General features: G+C 55.0%; 19 protein-coding genes. 8 read left to right on the top strand and 11 right to left on the bottom strand.

Translation table 11 applies throughout. From position 1 onward, the window contains the following. Window positions 1-2: 2 nt before the first annotated feature. The 6 genes from SIB88_RS15180 to SIB88_RS15155 form a co-directional block, all read right to left on the bottom strand. Window positions 3-932 (bottom strand): hydroxymethylglutaryl-CoA lyase, encoded by a 930-nt coding sequence (locus SIB88_RS15180; RefSeq protein ID WP_412558413.1) that lies wholly within the window; start codon window positions 930-932, stop codon window positions 3-5. Then, on the bottom strand, window positions 932-2935 hold the full coding sequence (locus tag SIB88_RS15175; protein ID WP_114113595.1) for an acetyl/propionyl/methylcrotonyl-CoA carboxylase subunit alpha: 2004 nt from the start codon (window positions 2933-2935) through the stop codon (window positions 932-934). Before SIB88_RS15175 ends, SIB88_RS15180 begins: the two co-directional genes overlap by 1 nt. Next, on the bottom strand, window positions 2935-3747 hold the full coding sequence (locus tag SIB88_RS15170; RefSeq protein WP_206928439.1) for an enoyl-CoA hydratase/isomerase family protein: 813 nt from the start codon (window positions 3745-3747) through the stop codon (window positions 2935-2937). The genes SIB88_RS15175 and SIB88_RS15170 overlap by 1 nt, the downstream gene beginning before the upstream one ends. 7 nt (window positions 3748-3754) lie before the next feature. Further along, entirely contained in the window at window positions 3755-5365 is a 1611-nt protein-coding gene (locus SIB88_RS15165; RefSeq protein ID WP_412558412.1) for a carboxyl transferase domain-containing protein, read from the bottom strand. Window positions 5366-5658: 293 nt separating this feature from the next. Then, entirely contained in the window at window positions 5659-6270 is a 612-nt protein-coding gene (locus tag SIB88_RS15160; RefSeq protein ID WP_412558411.1) for a 2-hydroxychromene-2-carboxylate isomerase, read from the bottom strand. Between the two features lie 124 nt (window positions 6271-6394). Then, the gene (locus tag SIB88_RS15155) at window positions 6395-6868 is read right to left on the bottom strand and encodes an Lrp/AsnC ligand binding domain-containing protein (RefSeq protein ID WP_412558410.1); all 474 of its coding nucleotides are present in this window, start codon (window positions 6866-6868) and stop codon (window positions 6395-6397) included. Between the two features lie 204 nt (window positions 6869-7072). On the opposite strand from SIB88_RS15155, the gene putA reads away from it, so the two are divergent. The 7 genes from putA (at window position 7073) to SIB88_RS15120 (ending at window position 18248) form a co-directional block, all read left to right on the top strand. Beyond that, window positions 7073-10876, top strand: a complete 3804-nt coding sequence (putA, locus tag SIB88_RS15150; protein WP_412558409.1) for a bifunctional proline dehydrogenase/L-glutamate gamma-semialdehyde dehydrogenase PutA — start codon at window positions 7073-7075, stop codon at window positions 10874-10876. A 431-nt stretch (window positions 10877-11307) separates the two neighbouring features. After that, complete coding sequence (locus SIB88_RS15145) at window positions 11308-11937, top strand: BON domain-containing protein (protein ID WP_412558408.1); 630 nt, start codon at window positions 11308-11310, stop codon at window positions 11935-11937. 157 nt (window positions 11938-12094) lie between these two features. Continuing rightward, entirely contained in the window at window positions 12095-12328 is a 234-nt protein-coding gene (locus tag SIB88_RS15140) for a bacterioferritin-associated ferredoxin (protein WP_068518577.1), read from the top strand. Between the two features lie 235 nt (window positions 12329-12563). Continuing rightward, window positions 12564-13124, top strand: a complete 561-nt coding sequence (locus SIB88_RS15135; RefSeq protein WP_412558407.1) for an RNA polymerase sigma factor — start codon at window positions 12564-12566, stop codon at window positions 13122-13124. Next, complete coding sequence (locus SIB88_RS15130) at window positions 13121-14083, top strand: FecR family protein (protein WP_412558406.1); 963 nt, start codon at window positions 13121-13123, stop codon at window positions 14081-14083. Before SIB88_RS15135 ends, SIB88_RS15130 begins: the two co-directional genes overlap by 4 nt. A 116-nt stretch (window positions 14084-14199) precedes the next feature. Then, window positions 14200-16617, top strand: coding sequence for a TonB-dependent siderophore receptor (locus tag SIB88_RS15125; protein ID WP_412558405.1), 2418 nt, complete (start codon window positions 14200-14202; stop codon window positions 16615-16617). Window positions 16618-16676: 59 nt separating this feature from the next. Then, a complete protein-coding gene (locus SIB88_RS15120) occupies window positions 16677-18248 on the top strand; it encodes an alpha/beta hydrolase-fold protein (protein WP_412558404.1) in 1572 nt (523 codons plus the stop codon). 78 nt (window positions 18249-18326) lie between these two features. Here SIB88_RS15120 and SIB88_RS15115 read toward each other — a convergent pair whose 3' ends face one another. Then, window positions 18327-19385 carry a Glu/Leu/Phe/Val dehydrogenase dimerization domain-containing protein gene (locus tag SIB88_RS15115; RefSeq protein ID WP_412558403.1) on the bottom strand — a complete coding sequence of 353 codons (1059 nt, stop codon included), beginning with the start codon at window positions 19383-19385 and terminating at the stop codon, window positions 18327-18329. Between the two features lie 586 nt (window positions 19386-19971). On the opposite strand from SIB88_RS15115, the gene SIB88_RS15110 reads away from it, so the two are divergent. Then, a complete protein-coding gene (locus tag SIB88_RS15110; protein WP_068518736.1) occupies window positions 19972-20205 on the top strand; it encodes a hypothetical protein in 234 nt (77 codons plus the stop codon). A 113-nt stretch (window positions 20206-20318) separates the two neighbouring features. Here SIB88_RS15110 and SIB88_RS15105 read toward each other — a convergent pair whose 3' ends face one another. The 4 genes from SIB88_RS15105 to SIB88_RS15090 all read right to left on the bottom strand — a co-directional run bounded on the left by SIB88_RS15105 (window position 20319) and on the right by SIB88_RS15090 (window position 24486). Next, entirely contained in the window at window positions 20319-20909 is a 591-nt protein-coding gene (locus SIB88_RS15105) for a 2-hydroxychromene-2-carboxylate isomerase (RefSeq protein WP_412558402.1), read from the bottom strand. Between the two features lie 146 nt (window positions 20910-21055). Further along, window positions 21056-22231, bottom strand: a complete 1176-nt coding sequence (locus SIB88_RS15100; RefSeq protein ID WP_412558401.1) for a hypothetical protein — start codon at window positions 22229-22231, stop codon at window positions 21056-21058. Window positions 22232-22263: 32 nt separating this feature from the next. Further along, on the bottom strand, window positions 22264-23400 hold the full coding sequence (locus SIB88_RS15095; protein WP_412558400.1) for an NAD(P)/FAD-dependent oxidoreductase: 1137 nt from the start codon (window positions 23398-23400) through the stop codon (window positions 22264-22266). Between the two features lie 60 nt (window positions 23401-23460). Further along, window positions 23461-24486, bottom strand: coding sequence for a hypothetical protein (locus tag SIB88_RS15090; RefSeq protein WP_412558399.1), 1026 nt, complete (start codon window positions 24484-24486; stop codon window positions 23461-23463). Window positions 24487-24545: the final 59 nt, after the last annotated feature.

Below are 24545 nucleotides of genomic sequence, written 5' to 3'. Positions count from 1 at the left end.
CATTATTCCCCGGAAGTTTGCCGCTTTGCCGCAAAGGCCAGATTGACCTTCGAAGCACTTGATCTTCCTATCTGATCACAAATCCAGCTTCCTGTCTCGGCAAGCTTTTCAAGATCGATACCGGTCTCAATCCCAAGGCCGTTCAGCATATAGACAACGTCTTCGGTCGCGACATTGCCACTGGCCCCCTTGGCATAGGGGCAGCCGCCAAGACCGGCCACCGAACTGTCGATGGTGGCAACGCCCATCTGAAGAACCGCCAGCAAGTTGGCCAGTGCCTGACCATAGGTGTCATGGAAATGCGCGGCCAGTTTTTCGACCGGCACATGTTTGGCAACGGCGTCGATCATCGCCTGTGCCTTGGTCGGGGTGCCCGCTCCAATGGTGTCGCCCAGACTGATTTCATAGCACCCCATGTCATAAAGGGCCTTGGAAACCTCGGCGACTTTTGGAGGGGCGATATCGCCTTCATACGGGCAACCCAAAACGCAGGACACATAGCCGCGGACGGCAAGGCCGGCCGCGCGGGCGGCATCCGTTACCGGGCGAAAACGATCGAGGCTTTCGGCAATCGAACAATTGATATTCTTTTGCGAGAAACTTTCCGATGCTGCGCCAAATACCGCCACCTCGGTTGCGCCGCTGGCGATGGCGGCTTCCAGCCCCTTAAGGTTCGGGGCCAGCACCGGATAGGTCACGCCATGCTTGCGGGTGATCTGTGCCATGACCTCGGACGCATCGGCCATTTGCGGCACCCATTTCGGGCTGACAAAGGCGGTGGCCTCGATCACCGATAGTCCGGCATCATTCAGCCGGTTGATCAGTTCAACCTTGGTGGCGGTCGCAACCATGGTCTTTTCGTTCTGAAGCCCGTCGCGCGGACCGACTTCAACGATTTTAACCCGGTTTGGCAGATCGGAAATCGCGGCCATTACTGGGCCTCCTCAATCGCGATCAGTTCGGCACCATCATCAACCTGATCGCCGACGGCAAAGAACACTTCCTTGACCGTGCCCGAAACGGGGGCGGAAATGGTGTGTTCCATTTTCATCGCTTCCATGACGACAAGCTTGTCCCCGGCGGTTACGGTCTGGCCGGGTTCGGCCATCACGGCGATGATTTTACCGGGCATCGGGGCGGTCAGACCGCCACCGGCACCTTCGTTGCCACCGGCTGCTGCCAGCGGATCAAAGATATCAAGGCGATCAACGCGACCAGTGCGGAATATTGTCATACGATTGCCATCGCGCAGGACGGTTGCCCTTTTGCGGACATTATCAAGTTTGGCAACAATCGCGCCGTTTTCATCATAATCGGCAGACGCGATGATAGCGCTACCATCGGGCATATCAATGACATAACCGCTGTCGCGGTAATGGACTTTGACCGCGATGTCCGATCCTTCGTGACGCAGGATCAGGTCATGGTGGTTATCGTCATTCAGACGGAAACCGGCCGTGCTGTTCCAGGGCGAATAGGGATCGTTGCTTTGGGCTGCATGTGCTGCGGCCTCGGCATCGCGGGTCAGCAGGATATCAAGGGCGGCAAATGCCAGGGCCTCGTTGTCGGGTGTTGCCGGTGCCGGGATCAGATCATCCTGATAATGCGGGATAAAGCCGGTTTCGACTTCGCCACGTTCAAAGGCCGGATGACGGGCAATATTGCCAAGGAAACCGGTATTGGTGGTGACTCCGACGATCTGAACATCATCAAGGGCCGATGCCATACGGCGCAGCGCCGATTTGCGATCAACATCCCAGGTGATCAGCTTGGCGATCATCGGATCATAATGGATCGAAACTTCGCCACCTTCATACACGCCGGTATCGACGCGCACATGGTCGGTTTCGCGCGGCATGCGCATATGCACAAGCTTGCCGGTGGCCGGAAGGAAATCGTTCTGAGGGTCTTCGGCATAGATGCGAACTTCGAACGAATGGCCGTTGATCGACAGTTCTTCCTGTGCCTTGGGCAGTTTTTCACCATCAGCAACGCGAAGCTGCCATTCCACCAGATCCTCGCCGGTGATTTTTTCGGTCACCGGATGTTCGACCTGAAGGCGGGTGTTCATTTCCATGAAATAGAAACTGCCCGATGCATCAAGAAGGAATTCAACCGTACCGGCCCCCTGATAACCGATGGCCTTGGCTGCATCGACGGCAGCCTGACCCATCTGGGCGCGGAGTTCCTGGCTCATGCCCGGCGCAGGGGCTTCTTCGATCACTTTCTGGTGGCGACGCTGAAGCGAACAGTCACGTTCAAACAGGTAAACCGCGTTGCCGTGGCTGTCGGCAAAGACCTGAATTTCGACATGGCGCGGTTTGACAATCAGCTTTTCAATCAGGCAATGGTCATCGCCAAAGCTGCTGGCGGCTTCGCGTTTGCAGCTGATCAGGGCATCCTTGAAATCGGACGCCTTTTCAACGGCGCGCATGCCCTTACCACCTCCACCGGCCGATGCCTTGATCAGAACCGGATAACCGATTTTGTCGGCCTCCGCGGCCAAAAGGTCGGGGTCCTGATCTTCACCGTGATAGCCGGGGACAAGCGGCACACCGGCCTTGTCCATGATTTTCTTGGCTTCGGATTTGGAGCCCATTGCACGGATCGCACTTGCCGGTGGTCCAACAAAGACGCAACCGGCTTTTTCAAGCGCGTCGGCAAAACCGGCATTTTCCGACAGGAACCCATAGCCCGGATGAACCGCATCGGCACCTGATTGCGCAATGACTTCAAGCAGACGGTCGGTGCGCAGATAGCTGTCCTTCGGGGCCGGTGCGCCAATGTGATAGGCCTCGTCAGCATGTTTGACATGCAACGCATTGGCGTCCGCGTCGGAATAAACGGCAACGGTTGCAATACCCATGCGACGGGCGGTCTTGATCACGCGGCAGGCAATTTCACCGCGGTTGGCGATCAGTAATTTACGCGGCATTATTTCTTGCTCCAGTTCGCGGGACGTTTTTCCAGAAAGGCACCAACGCCTTCGCGGCCTTCATCGCTGGCACGCTGATCGGCGATGCGGTGCGCGGTATCGTCAATGACGGCGTCCGAAATCGGCTTGTTGGCAACCGCATAGATCAGGTCCTTGGCGGCGTGCATGGCTGCGGGCCCATTGGCCAGCAGAATATTTGCCATTTCATCGCCGCGCGCAGCCAGTTCATCACCCGCAACGATTTCATGAACCAGTCCGATCTGTTTGGCGGTTTCGGCGTTGAACCGTTCGGCACTCAGGAAATAACGGCGGGCCTGATTAACCCCGATGGCCTCGACCACATAGGGTGAAATAACCGCCGGGATCAGGCCAAGCTTGACCTCGGACAGGCAGAAACTTGCCCGATCAGATGCAATCACGATGTCACAGCACGCAGCAAGGCCAACCCCGCCGCCAAAGGCAGCCCCGTTGACCAGCGCGATGGTTGGTTTTGACGCAAAGTTCAAAACCTTCATCAGTTTGGCAAGCGCACGTGAGTCGGCAAGGTTTTCGCCGTGGCTATATCCCGCCATGCGCTTCATCCAGTTCAGGTCCGCCCCGGCCGAAAAGCTTTTGCCAGCCCCGGTCAGAATGATGACGCGGACAAGCGGATCGGCATCAAGGGTTTCGATCTTGCCGGTCAGGTCCGCGATCAGAACATCATCAAACGCATTGTGTATGTCCGGGCGGTTCAACGTGATGGTCGCGACACCGTTTGGCGCAATTTCGCAGATGGCGGCATCAGTCATGTTATTGCTGTTTACATTGGTCATGACGGCCTCACATTCTGAAGACGCCAAACCGGGTTTCTTCGACCGGTTTGTTAAGGGCTGCCGACAGGCCAAGGCCAAGAACCATGCGGGTATCAGCCGGATCAATCACGCCATCATCCCACAGACGCGCAGATGCGTAATAGGGGTGGCCCTGTTCTTCGTATTGGTCGCGGATCGGCGCCTTGAAGGCTTCCTGTTCTGCTTCGGGCCAGGTTTCACCGCGCTTTTCGGCGGCATCGGCACGAATTTGGGTCAGAACATTTGCCGCCTGTTCGCCGCCCATGACCGAGATGCGGGCATTTGGCCACATCCACAGGAAGCGCGGGCTATAGGCGCGCCCGCACATGCCATAGTTGCCAGCCCCGAACGATCCACCGATCAGGACGGTGAATTTCGGCACATTGGCGGTGGCAACGGCGGTCACAAGCTTTGCCCCATCCTTGGCAATGCCGCCGCTTTCATATTTGCGGCCGATCATAAAGCCGGTGATGTTTTGCAGGAACACCAGCGGAATGCCGCGCTGAGCGCACAGTTCGATGAAATGCGCACCCTTAAGGGCGCTTTCGGAAAACAGGATGCCGTTATTGGCAATGATCCCGACCGGATAGCCAAAGATACGGGCAAAGCCGGTCACAAGGGTGGTGCCGTACTGGGCCTTGAATTCATCAAATTCCGAACCGTCGACGATGCGCGCGATGATTTCGCGCACGTCATAGGGTTTCTTGGTGTCGGTCGGCACAACGCCATAAATTTCGCGCGGGTCGTAGGCCGGGGCGCGCGGCTCGGTCAAGGTCAGGCCGGGGTTCTTTGTCCAGTTCAGGTTTTTGACAATGTCGCGCGCAATCGAAAGCGCGTGATTGTCGTCCTGTGCGTAATGGTCGGTAACACCCGATGTTTTGCAATGAACGTCTGCACCGCCAAGGTCTTCGGCCGAAACGACTTCGCCGGTCGCGGCCTTCACCAGCGGCGGACCACCCAGGAAAATCGTACCCTGTTTGCGAACGATGACGCTTTCATCGGACATGGCGGGGACATAGGCACCGCCCGCCGTGCAGGACCCCATGACGACGGCGATCTGCGGGATGCCCTTGGAGGACATGGTGGCCTGGTTAAAGAAGATGCGCCCGAAATGATCGCGATCGGGGAATACATCATCCTGACGGGGCAGGTTGGCGCCGCCGCTATCGACCAGATAGATGCAGGGCAGATTGTTTTCGAGTGCAATTTCCTGGGCGCGAAGGTGCTTTTTGACGGTCATCGGGTAATAGGAGCCCCCCTTGACCGTGGCATCGTTGGCGACAATGACGCATTCAACCCCCGACACCCGGCCAATGCCGGTAATGATGCCGGCAGCCGGTACATCCTCGTCCCCATACATGCCATGTGCGGCAAGTTGGGAAAGTTCAAGAAATGGCGATCCGATATCAAGAAGCTGGCGAATGCGTTCACGCGGCAAAAGCTTTCCGCGGCTGGTATGACGTTCGCGCGCGCGTTCCCCGCCGCCAAGTTTGACTGCGGCGATCTGTTCACGCAGGTCAGCCACCAGTTTTTCCATGTGTTCGGCATTGTTGCGGAATTCTTCCGAGCGGGAATTCACCGCAGATTTCAGTACCGTCATTGTCCGTCTGCACCGTTTGTTATGGGCAATCCGTCGCCCGATGGGTTGGCGTTCATGAGGTTGTTATGGGGTAAGTTTACGTAAGCGTCAATATTAAATCGGTATTTTAGTACCGGAATTGTATATATACAATACGTACACCGGTTATCCGCAGTTTTCTGCGGGTTTTGGGTTTGTCATTACATTGCGCTGCAATGATGAAGTTTGGTCCGCCATATCAATGTTGCTCCGGATTTTGCAAAATCCAGTGGTGACGGGGCCAATTTTAAATTGGGAAATTCGGGTGGGCTGGATTAACTGTCGCTCGTGCTTCGGCGCAGTGAAATCCACTGTTCAAGCTGATCGAGACGATCATTTCCGAAGAACGGCTCGTCCTCATAGAAGAAGAAGGGGGAGCCGAACGCCCCCATGACGATGGCTTCGTCGGTTATTTCGCGGGTGCGCTGTTTCCAGCGCGGCGATTCGACGGCCTGGCGCATTTCACCGGGATTAATTGAATGGCGGGTGGCTGCGGCAAAGACATTTTCCGGATTTGCCATATCAAGCCCGTCGGCGAAATAGCCGCGATAGATATCCTTGGCAAAGCGGCGCGCCAGTGACGGTGAACGTGATTCAAGCCAGTAAAACGCACGCGTCGGTACCAGCGCGGAATAGGGGAAGTTTTGCGGAATGTTGAACGGTGTGCCTTGCAGGCGTGCACAGCGTTCCATGTCATGGCGGAAATATTTGCCACGAATCGGCTGGCTCAGAAGCGGACTTTGCCCGGTTTGCTTAAACGCAGCACCGATCATGAAGGGGCGCCAGATGACCGTAACGCCAACCCGCGATTCGAATTCTTCCATCCGCTCGGCAGCGAGGTAACCATAGGGTGAGGAGAAATCGAAATAGAAGCTGACTTCGGACATATTCCTGCACCTGATCTGTTTGCTTTGTTTTGGGCAATAACCAACCCAAACAGGTTTTCATCCTGTTTGTCTTTATTCGATAGTGCGGCATTAAGCTATTGCAAAGCAACCAAAAAACAGCAGATCAGGGGATCGTGATGCCCGGGCGGACTTTTACTTCTTCCATCACGACATATGTATGAGTCTGGCTGACGCCCTGAACCGAGGACAGCCGTTCAAGGAACTCGCGATAGGCATACATGTCTTCAACCCGAAGTTTGGCAAGATAATCAAATCCGCCCGCCACCATGTGGCATTCCTCGATTTCCGGCAGCTTGCGGATGGCTGTGGCAAAGACATCAAAAACATCCGGGGTTGTGCGGTCCAGGGTGATTTCGACGAACACAACCAGCGACTGGTTCAGCTTGCGCGGGTCAAGCGTTGCCATATAGCCGGTGATAAACCCGTGCTGTTCAAGGCGGCGCACGCGTTCAAGACACGGTGTCGGGCTAAGATTGACGCGACGGGACAGCTCGACATTGGACATGCGTCCGTCATTTTGAAGTTCACGCAGGATCTGCTTGTCGATCTTGTCGAGACTCTTTTGGTTCTTCTGCATATCGAATGTCTTACCAGTGTTTGTGACTGCACAAAGGCGAATTGTTTGGATGATATATCGTATTTTACGGAAAAATGGCAGCACATTTTTAGGGTGAAATACTAATGTCTGAGGCCATAGAGGTGCCATCAGGCTCAAAAAGCAGTGCTTTGTGCTGTTTTGCGACCCGTCAAAGTCAATAATACCAGGGAGAGGTCGAACGACATGTTCCGCGCTGAATTGCCCCAACCCAACGATATCCGCCAGCAGATCCGTGATGCGTATCGCGCGGACGAAGAAGCCGCCGTCGAACGTCTGATCGAAAAGGCGCGCCTGTCCCCCGAACAGACCGCGCGCGTTCAGTCACGCGCCTATCAGCTGGTCGCCAATGTTCGCAAGGCCGACAATGGTAAAAGCGGCATTGATGCGTTGCTCCATGAATATGAATTGTCGAGCAAGGAAGGCGTCATTCTGATGTGTCTGGCCGAAGCATTGCTGCGCGTGCCAGATGCCGTTACCGCCGATAAGCTTATTCAGGACAAACTGTTTGATGCGGATTGGCAAAGCCATCTGGGCCATTCCGACAGTTTCTTTGTCAATGCGTCGACCTGGGGGCTGATGCTGACCGGGAAGGTCATCAAATTCGGCAAGGCGGAAAAGGCCGATCCGGGCCGGCTGCTTAAACGCATGATCGCACGATCGGGCGAACCGGTCATTCGCAAGGCCTTTAATCAGGCCATGCGCATCATGGGCCGCCAGTTCGTGATGGGCCGCACCATTGATGAGGCCGCCGAACGTGCCAAGGCGAACGAGGAAAAGGGCTATCGCTATTCCTATGACATGCTGGGCGAAGCGGCCCGCACCATGGAAGACGCCGATCGGTACTACAAGGCATATGAAGACGCGATCAATGATATCGGTCGGGTTGCCAATGGGCGCGGCCCGATCGACAGCCCGGGTATTTCGGTAAAGCTTTCGGCGATCCACCCGCGCTATGATTTTGCCAATTATGACCGAGTCATGAATGAATTGACGCCGCGCCTGAAACAACTGGCGTTGCTGGCCAAGAAATATGACATCGGCTTTACCGTCGATGCCGAGGAAGCCAACCGTCTTGACCTGTCGCTTGATGTGATCGGGGCGGTGTTTGCCGATCCGGAACTGGACGGCTGGGAAGGATATGGTCTTGCCGTGCAGGCCTATCAGAAACGGGCCTATTACGTTCTGGAATGGCTTGCTGATCTGTCGGTCAAGGTGGGCCGCAAAATGATGGTGCGCCTGGTGAAGGGCGCCTATTGGGATACCGAAGTCAAATTCAGTCAGGAAAACGGGTTTGAAGGCTATCCGTGCTTCACGCGCAAGGCATCAACCGACGTTTCCTATCTGGCCTGTGCAAAGCTGATGCTGTCGCGTCGTGATGCATTCTATTGCCAGTTCGCAAGCCACAATGCCCATACCGTTGCCTCGATCCTGGAAATGGCGGGCAATGACCGCACCTTTGAATTCCAGCGTCTGCATGGCATGGGCGAAGCCCTTTATGAGCAGATTGTCGACAAGGACGGCGAAAACGTCCCGTGCCGTGTTTATGCCCCGGTCGGTACCCACGAAGACCTTCTGGCCTATCTGGTGCGTCGTCTGCTTGAAAACGGTGCAAATACAAGCTTCGTCAACCGTATCCAGGACGAGCAGCTTCCGATCGAGGAAATGATCGCCGACCCGATCGAAAAGATGGCGGCACTTCCGCGCAAGACCCATCCGAAGATCCCCGCACCGGTTGATCTTTATGGGGCGGGCCGCGTCAATTCGCGCGGTATTGATCTGACCGATACCAACAAGCTGCTTCCGCTCAATGCCAAGCTTGCAGAATTCCAGCGCAAGACTTGGTCGGCTGCGCCGTTGATTGATGGCAAGCTGGTCGCGGGAACGCCGATTGATGTCGTCAATCCGGCAAAACTTGGCGAAAAGGTCGGTGATCTTGTTCAGGCAACCGAAGCCGATGTTGATGCCGCTGTTGCGGTGGCGGTCAAGGGCTATGAAATCTGGAACAAGACCCCGGCATCTGAGCGGGCGAATGCGTTGCGTCGTCTGGGTGATCTGCTTGAAGACAATATGGACGAGTTCATCGCCCTGTGTCAGCGCGAAGCAGGCAAGCTTTATTCCGATGGCGTTGCCGAAGTGCGCGAAGCAGTTGATTTCTGCCGCTACTACGCAAACCGGGCCGAGGAAACCTTCCGCGAGGGAACGGTTCTTGAAGGGCGCGGTGTGTTCGTCTGTATCAGCCCGTGGAATTTCCCGCTTGCGATCTTCCTTGGGCAGGTGACTGCGGCCCTTGCCGCGGGGAATGCGGTTATTGCCAAGCCGGCTGAACAGACATCGCTGGTTGCGGCCCGTGCCGCAGAGCTGATTCTTGAGGCCGGTATTCCGGGTGCCGCATTCAATCTGCTTCCCGGGCCGGGACGTGTCATTGGTAACCAGCTGATCAATGATCCGCGTATTGCCGGTGTGGCCTTTACCGGGTCGACCGAAACCGCACAGGTGATCAATCAGGCGCTTGCCAAACGTCCGGGCGTTCCATTGCCGCTGATTGCAGAAACCGGTGGTCAGAATGCGATGATCGTTGATTCGACCGCTTTGCCCGAACAGGTGGTGCAGGACGCGATCATTTCCGGCTTCCAGTCAGCGGGGCAGCGTTGCTCGGCCCTGCGTGTCCTGTTTGTTCAGGAAGATATCGCAGACAAGCTGTGCCACATGCTGGTTGGCGCGATGAAGGAATTGCGGGTCGGCGATCCGAAATTCCTTGATATCGATGTCGGTCCGGTGATTGATGAAAAATCGCGCAAGACCCTTGATGCGCATGCCGAACGCATGAAAAAGGAAGCCAAGCTGCTTCATGCCTGTGATGTTCTGCCGGAATGCAAGGACGGCACGTTCTTTGCCCCGCATTGCTTTGAAATTCCGTCACTTGATGTTCTTGAACGCGAAGTCTTTGGTCCGGTCGTGCATGTGATCCGATACAAGGCGCGTGATCTTGACAAGGTTCTCGATCAGATCAATGCATCGGGCTATGGCCTGACCATGGGGATCCATTCCCGTATTGACGGTACCGTGCGTCAGATTTCGCAGAAATTGCGGGTTGGCAACTGCTATGTGAACCGCAACATGATCGGCGCGGTGGTTGGTGTTCAGCCGTTCGGCGGGCAGGGCAAATCCGGAACCGGGCCCAAGGCCGGTGGTCCGCACTATGTCGAACGCTTTGCCAAGCCGATTGCCGTCACCGGGAATGCCGATCAGGAAGCCGGTTTTGATGACCGTTCACCGATCATCGTCAAGGATGTCATTCCGTCTGACGAATATGCCGCCATGCTGGGTGCGCAGGAAACCTGGCAGGCTGTTGATGGTAACGAACGGGTGCGCATTCTTGAAAAGCTTGCGGCAAAGCTCACGGCTTCGGGTAAGGCCGAACTTGTCGCTGGTGCGCATCACATCGCCAATTTCGCGGCGGTTTCCGAAAACGGTTTCGTCGCACCCAAACGGATGCCCGGCCCGACCGGTGAAACCAACGACCTTTATTGCCTTGGTCGCGGTGTCTATCTGGTACAGGTCGACAAAAATGCCGAACCCGCCCGCGTGATCCGCCATCTTGGTGCCGCACTCGCCGCTGGTAACGCGGTTATTCTGGCCGGTGATCAGAAGTGGCTTGGCGATATTCCGGCCCTGGTGGTCGATGCCGGATTGCCTGACAAGCTGGTCAAATCGGTTGGTACCAATACCGGTCTTGGCGCGATGTATGACGGGGCGATTGCCGGTGTGTCCTGTGTCGCGCCGCTGGATCGGGTTACGGCCTTCAAACAGCTTCTGGCAAAGCGCGATGGCGCGATTCTGTCGCTGATTTCCGATAGCGGTGCCGAAGATGACGGTGCGCTTCCTGATGAAGCCTTCCTGCATCGCTTTGCCACGGAAAAGACCATCACCATCAATACAACGGCGGCCGGTGGTAACGCGTCGCTGATGTCGATGGATGAAAACTGATCCACCTGCGATGGTGGCAGATTCATGGACCGGGATGAAAATTCCGGTCCATTTTTCTTTCATTCATTTTATTTTATGTACTATGCGGCCCTGCGCATTTGCGGCGGGCTTTTTTTTGTCAAAATTCACTGCAATAGATGAAAGAGCCAAAAGCACGTTGCGTTAATTCTGATCCACTTTGCACGGTATCGGCCCCTGTTCGAAATCAAACGAAGGCCAGCAGGGGCAAGGTCGGACCGGCGGTGTGAACCACTGGAAAACCGGCCGACTGAAGCCAGGCAAGGTGAACCAGATTTGATGCAGCAGGCTTTTAAAACAGGAACAGATCATGATTTGTCGCGTTTGTTCAGAATGGATGAGGGATCGCGACACATTCGGATCGCCCGATATTTTTGAACCCATGCCGGGCAGGCATGAAAAGGAGAACATTGATGATCAAGGTTAACCGAGGCTGGCGCAGTGTGATGAAGACGCTTTCGGTCTGTGCAGTTTTGGCAGCGCCGCTTGCTGCTTGTGGACCGCTTCAAATGCCGCTTGAAGACCGCACGGGTAACGACCAATGGCTTGATACCCAGATCAAGTCAGGCATCCTTGGCGAGTTTTCCAAAGTGGATCACACCTATCTGATGGATGTGAATATCGACATCTGGAAACAGAATGTCATGGTCACCGGCATGGTTGATTCAAAGGGCAAATATTACGATGTGATGTCGCTGGTCAAACAGGATAACCGCATCAAGACGGTCTATGATCATCTGGTGATTGCCGATCAGGAAACCATCGATGCCTATCACCGCGCCGAAGACGAGTATGGCAAAAATGCCGTGCCGGCGGATTCGGCCACCCAGTCCGTTTCCGATGTCTGGATCGAAGGCCAGATTAAGGCATTGTTATTGGCCGAAAAAGGTGTGAGTTCCGTCAACTATCGTTGGCAGGCCGTGCAGAATGTCGTCTATATCATGGGCGAAGCGCAGACCGATGAGGAGCTCAATAAGGTGCTTTCGATCGTGCGCCGCATCAAAGGTGTATCGCGCGTGGTCAGCCATGTAAGCGTTGCCTGATCTTACTGTAAGTAAACAGTTTTTCGAAAATTCCCCGCAGAGATTAAACCCTGCGGGGAATTTTTTTGTCGCTGAAACTTGCGAAAGTGTTTGAAAACTATTCGCAGTTACCTTAGATGTGAGTGCACGTAATTAATAACTGATTGCAATCGCACTTATGTATGTCTGCATCTGCAACGCTCTAAGGGAAAAAGACGTCCGCCGTGCCGCCGAAGAAGGCGGTGCTTCGCGTCCGGCAGAAGTTTTCCGTTTTCATGGCTGTGCCCCACAATGCGGCAAATGCGCCTGTCATATGCGCGCCGAATTGTTGCAGGCAAAAACATGCGGCAATTGTGATTGCGATGATGCAGCAGCCGTAACCGCGAACGTCGCACCGATCGCGGCGGAGTAATCCAGTACGGGTAAGCAGCAACATCAATGACGGCTGACAAGGCGATACCATTGGGCATCGCCTTTTTTCATGCCTGCTTTCCGGTTTTTGGCCGATGTCATGATCAAGCCACGAGTGGCGGGGACGGGATGATTTCCATTTTGATATTGCAATTCATTATCAATATCGATATTGCTGTGTGAAAGCGCAAGGCTGACGCCAAACAGCCTTTGGGGTAGTGCGGTTCGGGGCAGCAATGAGGCAGGTTCTTTTTGAAGAGTTGCATCGTCAGGAAGAGGGGCGTTTGAAGCGCTTCTTCACAAGACGTCTGCGCAATCAGGATGACGCGCTGGATGCAACCCAGGAAACCTTTGCCCGCTGGCTTGGTCTTTCACCCAAGACCAGAATTGAAAATCCGCAGGCATATCTTTTCAAAATTGCCAATTCTGTTGCTTGCCGGAATGGTGCGCGTCTTCATGCTGACCGGCAGATGATGACAACCGAGCACGAACTTGACCAGTTCGCAGAAGATGCACCTTGTCAGGAACGCATTGTCGCGGCCCGCGAATATTTGATGATCATGGCCCGGGCAATCGAAAGCCTGCCGGCAAGATGCCAGGAAGTTTTCATCTTCAGCCGTTTGCATGGCCTTGCCAATGGTGACATTGCGCAACGCCTGGGGATCAGCCGCAATATGGTTGAAAAGCACATCATGCGCGCACTTATCACCTGTCGTGCGGTGCGTGCGAAACTGGCTGTCGAAGAACCGGATGCCGCATTGCTGTCAGGTCCGGTCGATGGACGGGCAGCACGATGACGTTGGGCGCCCAATCAGATTTGCAGCAGCTTCCGGAAAGCATGATCAGGGAAGCCGCGCGCTGGGCTGCGCGCATGCAGTCGGCCGATGCCACCACAGATGACCAAAAACGGTTTGAAGGATGGCTTGAACGGGATTCCAGACATCCGGTTGCCTATGCAGAGTTTGATCAATTGTGGTCCGATTTGCGCGATGTGCCGCTGGGCGACGATACGCTTCGGCAGATTGCCCGAAAACGGACGGTCCGGCGTGTATCGATTGTGATTGTCGGGGTGCTTGGGCTGGGCCTGACCGGGGCGCAGAAGCTTGGCGCAATCGACCGGATGCAGGCAGATTATTATACCCCGACTGGCAAGACTGCGCAGATCACGCTGTCTGACGGATCGGTTGTGGCCCTTAACAGCGATACGGCAATCAGGGTTTCCTATCGGGATGATGCCCGTGAAATCGAACTTTTGCGCGGCGAAGCATTTTTTGAAGTCACACCCGATCCCGGTCGCCCATTTATCGTTAAGGATGACGGGTTAAGTGCGCGTGCGCTTGGCACGCGTTATGGCGTGCACACTGATCCGGATTCCCATCAACCCGATGTCCAGGTCGAAGAAGGCACCGTCGAGGTGCGCAATGGCAATGATATTGCGACACTTCAGGCCGGGGAGGCCGCCAAGGTAACGGAACAGGGCACCCTTGCAATTCACAAGGTTGATACAGGCCGGGAAACCGCCTGGCGTGACGGCAAGCTTGTTTTTTCAAATCAGCCGTTGCGGCAGGTTCTTGAAACACTCGACCAATATCAGGTCGGCAGCATTGTTTTGATCAGCCAGCGGGCTGGCGAACAAAAGGTAAGCGGCATCTTTGATTTGAATGATCCGGATAAGGCGCTGCGATCGCTTGAGGCCAGATTGCCGATCAAAATTACCCGCGCAACCGGCCTTCTGACCATTGTTGATGAAAATTAATTGAAAAATATTCTCATTCGCACGTCAGGAGGTTTTCGAATTCCCGCTCTTACAGGGCAGGCGCATCCAAAACGAGATGCGCTCTGAACAGAAACAATCCTGAAGTGGGGAATAGAATGCATCGTTCTAAGGTGGGAACTGCCGCGCGGTCGGGGCTGGCGGCATTGATGATTACAGGCGTCTCGATGACAGCCTTGATGGTGGCGGCGCCAATTGGCTATGCAACTGCGCAAACACAAAACGCGGCGAAAGTGACGTTTGCGGTGCCCGGGGGGGCGCTGGAAAACGCATTGCTGACATTTGGCAGACAGGCCAATCTTGAAATTGTTTACCCCAGCGCGCTGACCGCTGGCAAAACCGTAAGCGGCCTTAACGGGACGTATCTGATTGATGATGCGCTGACCCGGTTGCTGGCGGGTACCGGCCTTGCCCATCAGCGCGGCGCAGATGGTAGTGTCACGATCTATGATCAGGCAACCGGGGCCAGTGACGGTACGCAGACAGCACCGGTGGTTATTGAATCGCGTATCGAAAGCGCGACCGGTCCGGTCGAAGGATATGTCGCCAAACGCTCGATAAGTGGAACCAAAACCAACACGGCGCTCAAGGAAATCCCGCAATCGATCAGTGTGGTCACAGCCGACCAGATTGAAGACCAGGCTGCCGGGTCCGTTGCCGAGGCAATGCGCTATACCCCGGGCGTGCTGACCGAATATCGCGGGACGTCGAACCTGCATGACGAAATGTTTGTACGCGGCTTTTCCTATGTGCCGCGCTATGTCGATGGCTTGAATTATGGCCTGACATCATTGGGGCAGATCGATCCTTATTTGCTTGAACGTGTTGAACTTCTGCGCGGGCCGTCTTCTGTCCTGTTTGGGCAGGCCAACCCGGGCGGTGTCGTCAATCTGACGACCAAACGCCCGACTGGCGAGACAAAGCGTGAAGTCGAAGTTTCGGTCGGTACGGACAACCTTTATTCGGTTGGTGGCGACATCAGCGGCGTGCTTTTGGCAGATAAGGGAATTGATTACCGCGTGGTCGCCAAGGGCCTGACCAAGGATGAATTCGGCGGTGAAATGGAACAGAACCGCATCGCCATCGCACCGTCGGTCAGCTGGACACCAAACGAAGACACCATGCTTGTGGTCAATGCCAGCTATCAAAACGATCCCGATGGCGGGTTGCGGCCGTTCCTTGCCGGGCAGGGGACCCTTTACCCGACGCCATATGGCTATTTCCCGCGTGATTTCTGGGCCGGTGCATATGATTTCGACAAGCACGAACGCACCCAGTTTTCATTTGGCTACAGCCTTGAACATGCGGTCAATGACGTCGTAACCCTGCGTCAGAATGCGCGCTATAACGACATCGAAAGCACGCTTGATCAGGTTATTCTGAACTCGATCAAGGCCGGCGGCACCCAGATCAACCGTCTTGCGACCCATTCCGATGACAACCTTAATCAGTATGTCGTTGATAACCAGGCCGAATTCAATTTCGACACCGGCATCGTTGAACACAAGGTGCTCGGTGGTCTGGATTACAAATATCAGCTCTATGAAGAATATTACGGAAACTACAATCTTGGTGACGAGGACTGGCGTAATCTGACGCGCTATATCGGCAATGTGGCGCTTTCTGACGGCACCAACCAGGAAACAGAATCGTCGCAAACCGGTCTTTACCTGCAAGACCAGATCAAGATTGATCGTCTGAATGTTGTTCTGGGATTGCGTCACGACTGGGCTGAAAGTTCGATTTCCAAACGCAAAACCAACACCACCGAAGAACAGCGCGATCATGCCCTGACGGGGCGTGCCGGTGTCATTTACAACTTTGACAATGGCATTTCGCCATTTGCCAGTTACAGCACATCGTTTGAACCGGCATCGGGTACGGACAGTGACGGCAATGCATTTGATCCGGTCGAGGCCGAACAATATGAAGGCGGCATCAAATATGCTCCTGATGATGGACGGATTTCGGTCACGGCAACTGTTTACCAGCTGACCCAGGAAAACATCGTGACCTATGATGATTCCAGTACCAAACGTCAGATCGGTGAAATTCGGGGTCGCGGCTTTGAATTTGAAGTCCAGGCGGAAGTCACCCCGCAACTGAGTGTTCTGGCAAGCTATTCGCGCAACAACACCAAAATCACTGACGATGCCAAGGCCGCGAATATCGGTCTCAAGGTTGCCAACATGCCCGAAGAACAGGCGACCCTGTGGTCGAAATACAGCTTCGATGGCGGAACGTTTGATGGTCTTGCTGTCGGCGGTGGTGTTCGTTACACCGGTGTCTCGACGGACTCTGTGAACGCGGTAGAAGTTCCTGACTATACCTTGTTTGATGCAATGCTGTCCTATGATCTTGGTGCCTTGTCGCACCGGTTCGACGGGATGGAATTGCAATTGAATGCCAACAATCTGCTTGATGACACCTATGTGGCTTCCTGTACGCGAGCTGCCTGGGCATGTTGGTATGGTCCGGGCCGTACGGTTACTGCAACACTGCGCTATAACTGGTAAGTCCGATGAAGAATGCTGTTCGTGTGCGGATATTTGAATTTTTGATGGGGATGGGATTGATGACCCTTGCATTTTCCGGGGCGCTTCATGCCGGTCCTGACGAAAAACAACTGTCTGTGCACGGACAGCTTGCTTCTCGTGGTGAAGCTACTGACATCGCCGTCCGGATTGGTTCGGGCGGTTATGTGGCCGGGCTGGTTGACAGTGATCATGATCCGGTCACGGTCGAACTTTTGGATGCCGATGAAAAGGTTATGCGTGAACTGGCGCGTAATGCTTCTGGTCAGATACGGTTTTTCTTTGTGGCACCAACCGATCATCCCAAAGTGCGGATCACTGCCGAGAGCACCAGCGGTGTCGCATTCACAATGACGTTCGACCATCTGGTTGAACGCAAAGACCAGATCCCGCCCGCCCGTGAATATCAAAGCTCGATGATTGCCAATGCGGCAAAGGCGATTGCAGCAGGAGCGGGGACGGACGCCTTTTGGGCGCTGGTTTCGCAACAGGGCGCACCACTTGTCGAGCCCCGCACGGATAGCAATGTTGTCCTGACATTCGTTGCCCGTGGCCTTGAACGCAATGGTCGTATCCTCGGTGCGCCAAGCAATGATCACGAATTCCTTGAACGTTTGGGGGATAGTGACATTTGGTTCAAAAGCTTTGTGGTGCCAGACAGTACAAGGCTTTCCTACAAGATCGCCCGCGACATTCCGGAATTTGATGCTGATGCGCGCGCACGCCGGGTCGCGATCCTTGCCACGGCACAGGCCGATCCGCTTAATCCGAATGTGTGGCCGGACGATGCGCCTGACATCTACAATCAGAAATCGGTGATCGAACTTGATCATGCGTCAGAGCAACCCGGCATGGCCGGAAACGCATCAAACAAGGGCACCTTGTGGGAGTTCGAATTTGATAGTCCGGTTTTGGGCAACAAGCGGACGATCACGCTTTACCGTCCCTACGGGTTTGATCCGGGCAATGAAAAGAATGTGCTGCTTGTGCTTTTTGATTCCCGTGAATATCGGGAAACCGTTCCGACACCGGCAATTCTTGACAATCTGATCGAACAGGGCGTTTTACCCCCGGTTTCGGTTGCTTTCATTGCCAATCCCGACGGGGATGCGCGCGGCCGCGAATTGCCGGGAAATCCTGTTTTTGCCGATGTGCTGGCAAATGATCTGATGCCGGTCGTGTTTGAGCGGTTCGGGACAAACTTTGCATCAAATCGCATCGTCATTGGCGGTTCAAGTTATGGTGGATTGGCGTCAATGACCATCGCAATGCGCCATCCTGAATTGTTCGGAAATGTATTATCAATGTCGGGATCATTCTGGTGGTCGCCAGACGGAACACCGGCCGATCAGAACGAATATGTGTCATACCATCTTGCCCGTACCGACAAACGTCCGGTGCGTATTTTCATGATGGCGGGGCTGTTTGAAACCGGACGTGGCGATGTCGCGGGTATTCTCGAAAGCAACAGGCATCTGCGCGATGTGTTGCTGGCCAAAGAATATGACGTGACCTATCGGGAATATGCCGGGGGGCATGATTATCTGGTTTGGCGGGGGGCGCTTGCCGATGGTCTGATCGCGTTGTTCGGGCAGGCACACGGGCCTTCATGACGGGCCGATGGCGACGACATACGGTTACAAAAAAGGCGGGGGATATTCCCCCGCCTTTTTGATTGCTGATTCTGACGATCAGGCCGCCTTGCGGGTCAGACCAAAACGTTCTTCTGCCAGGCGGTCGGCGACAAAGCCGGTCGACAGGTTTTGCTGTTTGGCGCGTTCAAAGATTTCGCGCACGGTGCTGGCGATGCCTTCGATATGTTTGTTGGTTTCGGCCACCGGTTTGCCTTCGCGGCAATAGTGGACTTCTACCACGCCGCCGGCATTGATGACGTAATCAGGAGCATAAAGAATGCCGGCTTCGCGCAACATGTCGCCATGGCGATCATGTTCGAGCTGATTATTTGCGGCACCGGCAATGATGCCGATCCGCAATTTTTCGATGGTCTTGTCATTGATCACCCCGCCCAGCGCACAGGGCGCAAGAATATCGGCCTCGGTGGCAAGGATATCGTCGACCGAAACAGCGGTGGCGCCAAAGGCATTAACTGCGGCGGTGACGCTGTTATTGTTCAGGTCTGCGACAATCAGCTTGGCCCCCGCATCATGGAGCATCTGACACAGGTGATAGCCGACATGGCCAAGACCCTGAACGGCAACCCGCAATCCGGTCAGATCATCGCTGCCGAATTTGAAGCGCGCGGCTTCTTTCAAGCCAATGAACACGCCATAGGCCGTGAACGGGGATGGATCACCGGTGCGGGCCGGGTCGGAGCCGTCATTGATGCCGCCGACATGTTTGGTCTGGCTTGCGATCTGTTCCATGTCTTCGGGGCTGGTGCCGACGTCTTCGGCGACGATATAACGCCCGCCCACCTGTTCAACAGCGCGGCCCATGGCGCGGAACAGTTCCGGTGTCTTCTGGCTGCGCGGGTCGCCAATGATCACGGATTTGCCGCCGCCAAGCGGAAGGTTGGCAAGGGCTGACTTGTACGTCATGCCGCGCGACAGGCGAAGCACATCATGAATGGCTTCCTGTTCGCTGGCATAGGGCCACATGCGGCAACCGCCAAGCGACGGACCAAGATTGGTATTGTGGACGGCAATGATGGTTTTCAGGCCAGTGGTTTCGTCACTGGCAAACACGACCTGTTCATGGCCATCAAATGCGGTATCGGAAAAGACGTTCATCCTATTGCAGCCTCCTGGCAGCATCATTGTTCTGGTGCAGGCTGATGCCTGCTTATTCTTTTATGTTTGATGCATTGCCGATCCGATCAATTTCAAATTCATCGAACAGCCAAAAAAGAACGTTTCGGTTGGGGCGTGATGATGGCGTGGAATTTTATGATCATTGCGCATTTGCTTTGAAATATTATTTCGCGACCTGTGCGCTGCAGCATGTTGTCGGCGCGCGGAAGTGACCCATTTGGGGGCGGAATATGATTCTTTTTGATCGGAAATCGCGCACAAAAAACGCGATCCGGTCGGTATTGTAGCTGCATTTGTGGCAATCAATTTTCCAGTCTCGATTTTTTGCGTGCTATGCGCGCTGATCACCGCTGACCGGGCGTTTGACGGAGATGCAGCTATGACAAAATCGCACTTGAAACCGGAGCAATTAACCGTGAAATACGAATTAACCGGACAATTTACGGCTCGTTAAGGCACGAAACGTAAGCTGATGGTTGGGTATCTTGTGGTTGAGATTCCCGGTTCAGGACACGACGGCGTCTGGGCGGCGCCGCCGGACAAAAAAGTAAGGAGATCGGCGGAAATGTCTGCATTCACAGACCATCGCCAGACCGTTTTCGAAGTTGAATTGCACAACCAGGCCGTTCGCGAATGCGTCAAGGAAAACCGTTCCCACGATATCTTTGACGACCGCTGGGCGGATGTGCAAACCCGTGAAGTTGCAGCCTGCGACGAGATGAAGGCCCTTGCCATGATCGAAAACACCTATCCGTCGTCTGACGGATTTGTTGTCGATCACGTCAAACGCCTTGTCTGAGGGGACAAGAAATCTGGTTGCTGATCTGATCAAAAACCAAACGAACGGGGCGGGAAAATTTCCCGCCCCGTTCGTTTGTGGATGATGTTTTTGCAGGCGATCAAGCCCGGGACTTAGCCAAGGGCGCGGTCAACGAAATCAAGCCGGTCCTGTCCCCAGAACATTTCATTGCCCACGAAATAGGTCGGAACACCAAAGATGTTGCGATCGCGCGCGGTCTGGCAATTGTCATCGTAAATCCGGGCAATTTCCGGAAGGTCGGCATTCTCAAGATACTCCAGTGACAGTCCGCTTGCCGAAAGCGCATCGCGAATAACCGCCGGATCGGTAACGTCGCGTTCACGAAGCCAGATGTCGCCCATAAGGGTTTCGGTCAGGTCTGCGACATCCTTGCCGTCTTCCTGGACTGCAATGATGGTCCGCGCGGCCAGGGTTTCGTCGACCGGGAAGAATTTGGGATGCAGATTGATGGGAAGATCAAGAAATTCCGACCAGCGTTTAAGTTCTACCAAACGGTATTCCTGACGCGGTTTCGGGCGTTTTGCCAAGGGCACGCCGCCACCATGTTCCCAGACATCTGCCGCACGGCAGGGCTTGTGAATGATGTCGACGCCATGTTTTTTGGCAATGTCGACGGCACGGCGAAAACCGAAAAACGACCAGGGCGACTGGACGAAAAAGTAATGGATGATCGGTTCGGACAAGTTGGCCTCCTGTTTCTGCAAGGCAGATTATATTTTATCAATGCCCTACAGTGCCCAAGCCCGCCAAGGACGTCAAATGCCAGTCGTCGCGAAGGCACGACGATACGATCATTTATGCGTGAAGGTCGTTTTTCGGTAGAACGGGATCAGTAATCAAGCCACCAGGCATATTCATCAAGACCCCCAAGCAGGGCGCCGTCAAAGCCCAGCTTCATGATGCCGCCAAGATAACTGTTCTCGCTGCCATAAATCAGGCTTTGCCATTCACGTTTCCAGTAATAGACGTGATGTTCCTGACCCCAGCGGGCCAGAAGGTTGCCTTCGCCGACAAAGTCCGGGGAACCGGCGCGCCAGTTGCTTTGCCAGTAATAGCGATATGTTTCCGCCGTCGCGACATTGATATAGGCCATGATGGTGCGCGGTGTGCCGGTCTTTTTGTAGCGCAGGCGCTTCATGTCATCATAGGTCAGCGGGATGGTGCCCCGATGGAACGGATCAATGATCAGCGTATCGTAATTGGTCTGGGCCAGCGCATTGATATAGGCGTCTTTGGTGCCATATGGCGAACTGTCCAGAACCATGGCAAAGTTTTTGGCCTGACGCAGATTGTCGACCACATGCGGGTTGGAATTGATCGGCGTGCTTGGGACCTTCGCAAGACTTGAAAGCTGCATGCCCGGTGGCGGGGCTGCATAATAAAGGGCGTCCAACCCCGAAAGCCGTTGGCGTGCGGTCTGCATATCACCGAGTTTGTCGGTATAATCAACGACCAGATATTTCAGGCCTTCATATTTCAGCCGTTCAAGGTAGCCGAGGATATATTTGCTTTCCTCGTCCTCGGTCGGTTCGCCGTAATTGTCATAACCGAAAAACGGTGCTTCGGTCAGGATGCCGTCAAGGGCGCGCAAATAATCGCGTGCGGGTTCTGCGGTGCCGCGGGCGGCAAACAGGGTGGTTTCCAGATATTCGGTCAGCTCAAGCCCGTTCATCGCGACAATCGAAAAGTCGCTGCGATAGCTTTTTGCCCAACGACTGATGGCAATCACATAGTCACGCATCTCGTCGGTGAATTCGACTTTCGGCTTTCCGGTATCAATCCCGGATCCGCGGCCGGAACTGAGACTGTTCGGGGCAATGGTAAATGGTTCAAGTTGCTGGGCATGAAGGGCAAGCGGGCTTGACGCCATCAAGGCGCTGCCAAGTCCCAACATGCTTCTTGCAAGAAAACGGCGTCGCGACATGGTGGATGAAGGATGCGGGCCATCTGGCAGCAATGCCCTGTCCTGTGTGCGAACCGAATTTTTCTGGCGTGCTTTTCCCATTCTTTACCCGTCGCTGGTTGCCCAAAATGGCTTCACGATGCCGCTTGGAGGTCGCCTTTTTGTGTCATCAGGTCGGTTACCCGGGCGCCGATCGCAAGTGACGCAGTCAGTCCGGGTGATTCAATACCATAGAGCATTACAAGTCCATTAAGACCATGGACCTTTTCATCGGCGATCATGAAGTCGCGGGCGGCTTCGCCGGGGGCCTGAATTTTGGGGCGAACCCCGGCATAACCGGTCTGAAGGGCATCTTCATTGAGATCAGGATAATATTTGCGGATGGCCTCGGCAAAGGCAGACCGGCGTTCCTCGGGGACATCGTAATTTGGCTGATCAACCCAGGTGACATCCGGACCAAACCGCGCCTGTCCACCCAGATCAAGTGTCAGATGAATACCAAGCCCGGCCTGTTCCGGTGCCGGATAGATCAGGGTGGAAAAGGGGGCCTTGCCCGACAGGGTAAAGTAGCATCCACGCGCATAATGTTGCGGCGGAACGGTGTCGGATGGCAAACCGGCAAAGTTGCGACCAACCGTCTGGCTGTGCAATCCGCCCGCCACCACCAGTTCGGCGCAGGTCAGGCTCATTTCTTCGCCATCGGCATCACGGGTCGTCACCGTGTAAAGCCCGTTTGCGTGATCAACTGATGTGACCTTTGTATTGAGGGCTAGCGTGGCACCGTTATTTTCCGCTTCGCCCAGCAACGTCACCATCAGCTGATGCGAATCAACGATGCCGGTGGACGGGCTGTGAAGGGCGCCGACGCAATTCAGGGCGGGTTCACGTTCAAGGGCTTCTTCCTGACTAAGCCAGACAAGGTCCATCACGCCATTTTCACGGGCCTTTTTTTCAATTCCGCCAAGCGCATCAAGCTGGTCCTTGGCGGTGGCGACGATCAGTTTTCCTGTGCGTTTGTGATCGATGCCATTTTCCGCGCAGTAGCGATACAGCATTTCCTTGCCGGAAATGCACAGTTTGGCTTTCAGGCTGCCCTTCGGGTAATAGATCCCGGCATGGACGACTTCGCTGTTGCGCGCACTTGTTTCCGTCCCGATTGCATCATGCTGTTCAATGATCAGAACTTCACGGCCGGTATTGGCAAGAGAACGGGCGCAAGCCAGTCCGACGACGCCGGCGCCAATGACGATTGTTTGGATATCTGCGGTCATATTCTGTCGTTTCGTTGGGGCGGAAATTTGAATGATGGTGAGTAATGATGGTGTGTCTGGTCAGTTTGCCTGACGGAAATAAACAGCCTGTCCCTGGTTGTCCTGTCCGTCACCGGTAACGGTCGCCGCACTTTCACTGGTGTAATGTCCGCGGGCAAAGCTGCTGTCATTGCAGTAAACATACCAGCTGCCGAACGGCAAAGTTCCGGTCTGATATGCGCCGCCTTCGTGGCGCCAGATACCTTCGCAATGGCGCTGGTCGTCATCAAGGATCATGGTGCCTTCGCCGGATGGCTGATCAAAACGCAGCATGCCTGTGCCACGAACGCCTTGCCAGTTGGTTGTGATCCGGATGCCATCTGTCGGTGGCGGTGTCGTGGTTCCGGCCGGCTGATCGGCATCAACGGACGGGGCCACTTCGGCAGTGGCTGGCGAGTTTTCCGGAAGTTCGATCATCAGTCTGCCAAAGAACGCGGCGGCGAATTGCTGGGCGTCGATCATCGGCAATGCATTTTGCGGTGAAACCACGCCTGCCTGGGCCTGGACAAGGCCGGGGGTGCAGTAATAGCCAAGAATACGGCTGCCACGCTGTGTCTGGGTTTGCGGATCCCACTGACCGACAAAGGCCACGCATTGTGACCCCTGACGGACAAACGGCGTCAGGGCAACCGGACCATAGCGCGTATCCTGGACAAAGCCCTTGCCATTGATGGCGGTGCGATCCTTTAGCGCGTCAAACATGTCAAGCAGACGGTCCGGTGCCATGGCGGTGCTGAACCGGAAACCGGGTGCGGATGTCGTGTAAACGGTTTCGAGATAAAGGTCGCTTGCCGCTGTTTGCGGCTCGTTCGGGGTGCGCGGTGCGAACCATCGACCCACAAAAACCGTGCTGTTGTCGCGATACTGACGCAGGAAGGCTGTCTGCCCATCCAGCTGTGTTGTGAAGTTAACTGGGCTTTGATCGGCGGGAATCTGTTCAAATGCACCGGCCTGTTGGGCTGATGCCACATGCGGCACAGAAATCGCCAAGCTGGCAAATATGGCGCCAAACACCGCCGCCCGATACCTCACATCGCGTCCTTTCATTTTGTTTTCAGGCGCATTTTTGCGCTGTGCTACCCTTATCTTTACCTTTGTGCATAAGG

The sequence above is a fragment of the Thalassospira sp. MIT121401 genome (genome assembly GCF_047125595.1).
Taxonomy (GTDB): domain Bacteria; phylum Pseudomonadota; class Alphaproteobacteria; order Rhodospirillales; family Thalassospiraceae; genus Thalassospira; species Thalassospira povalilytica.
This window is presented reverse-complemented; position numbering and strand designations above follow the sequence as displayed.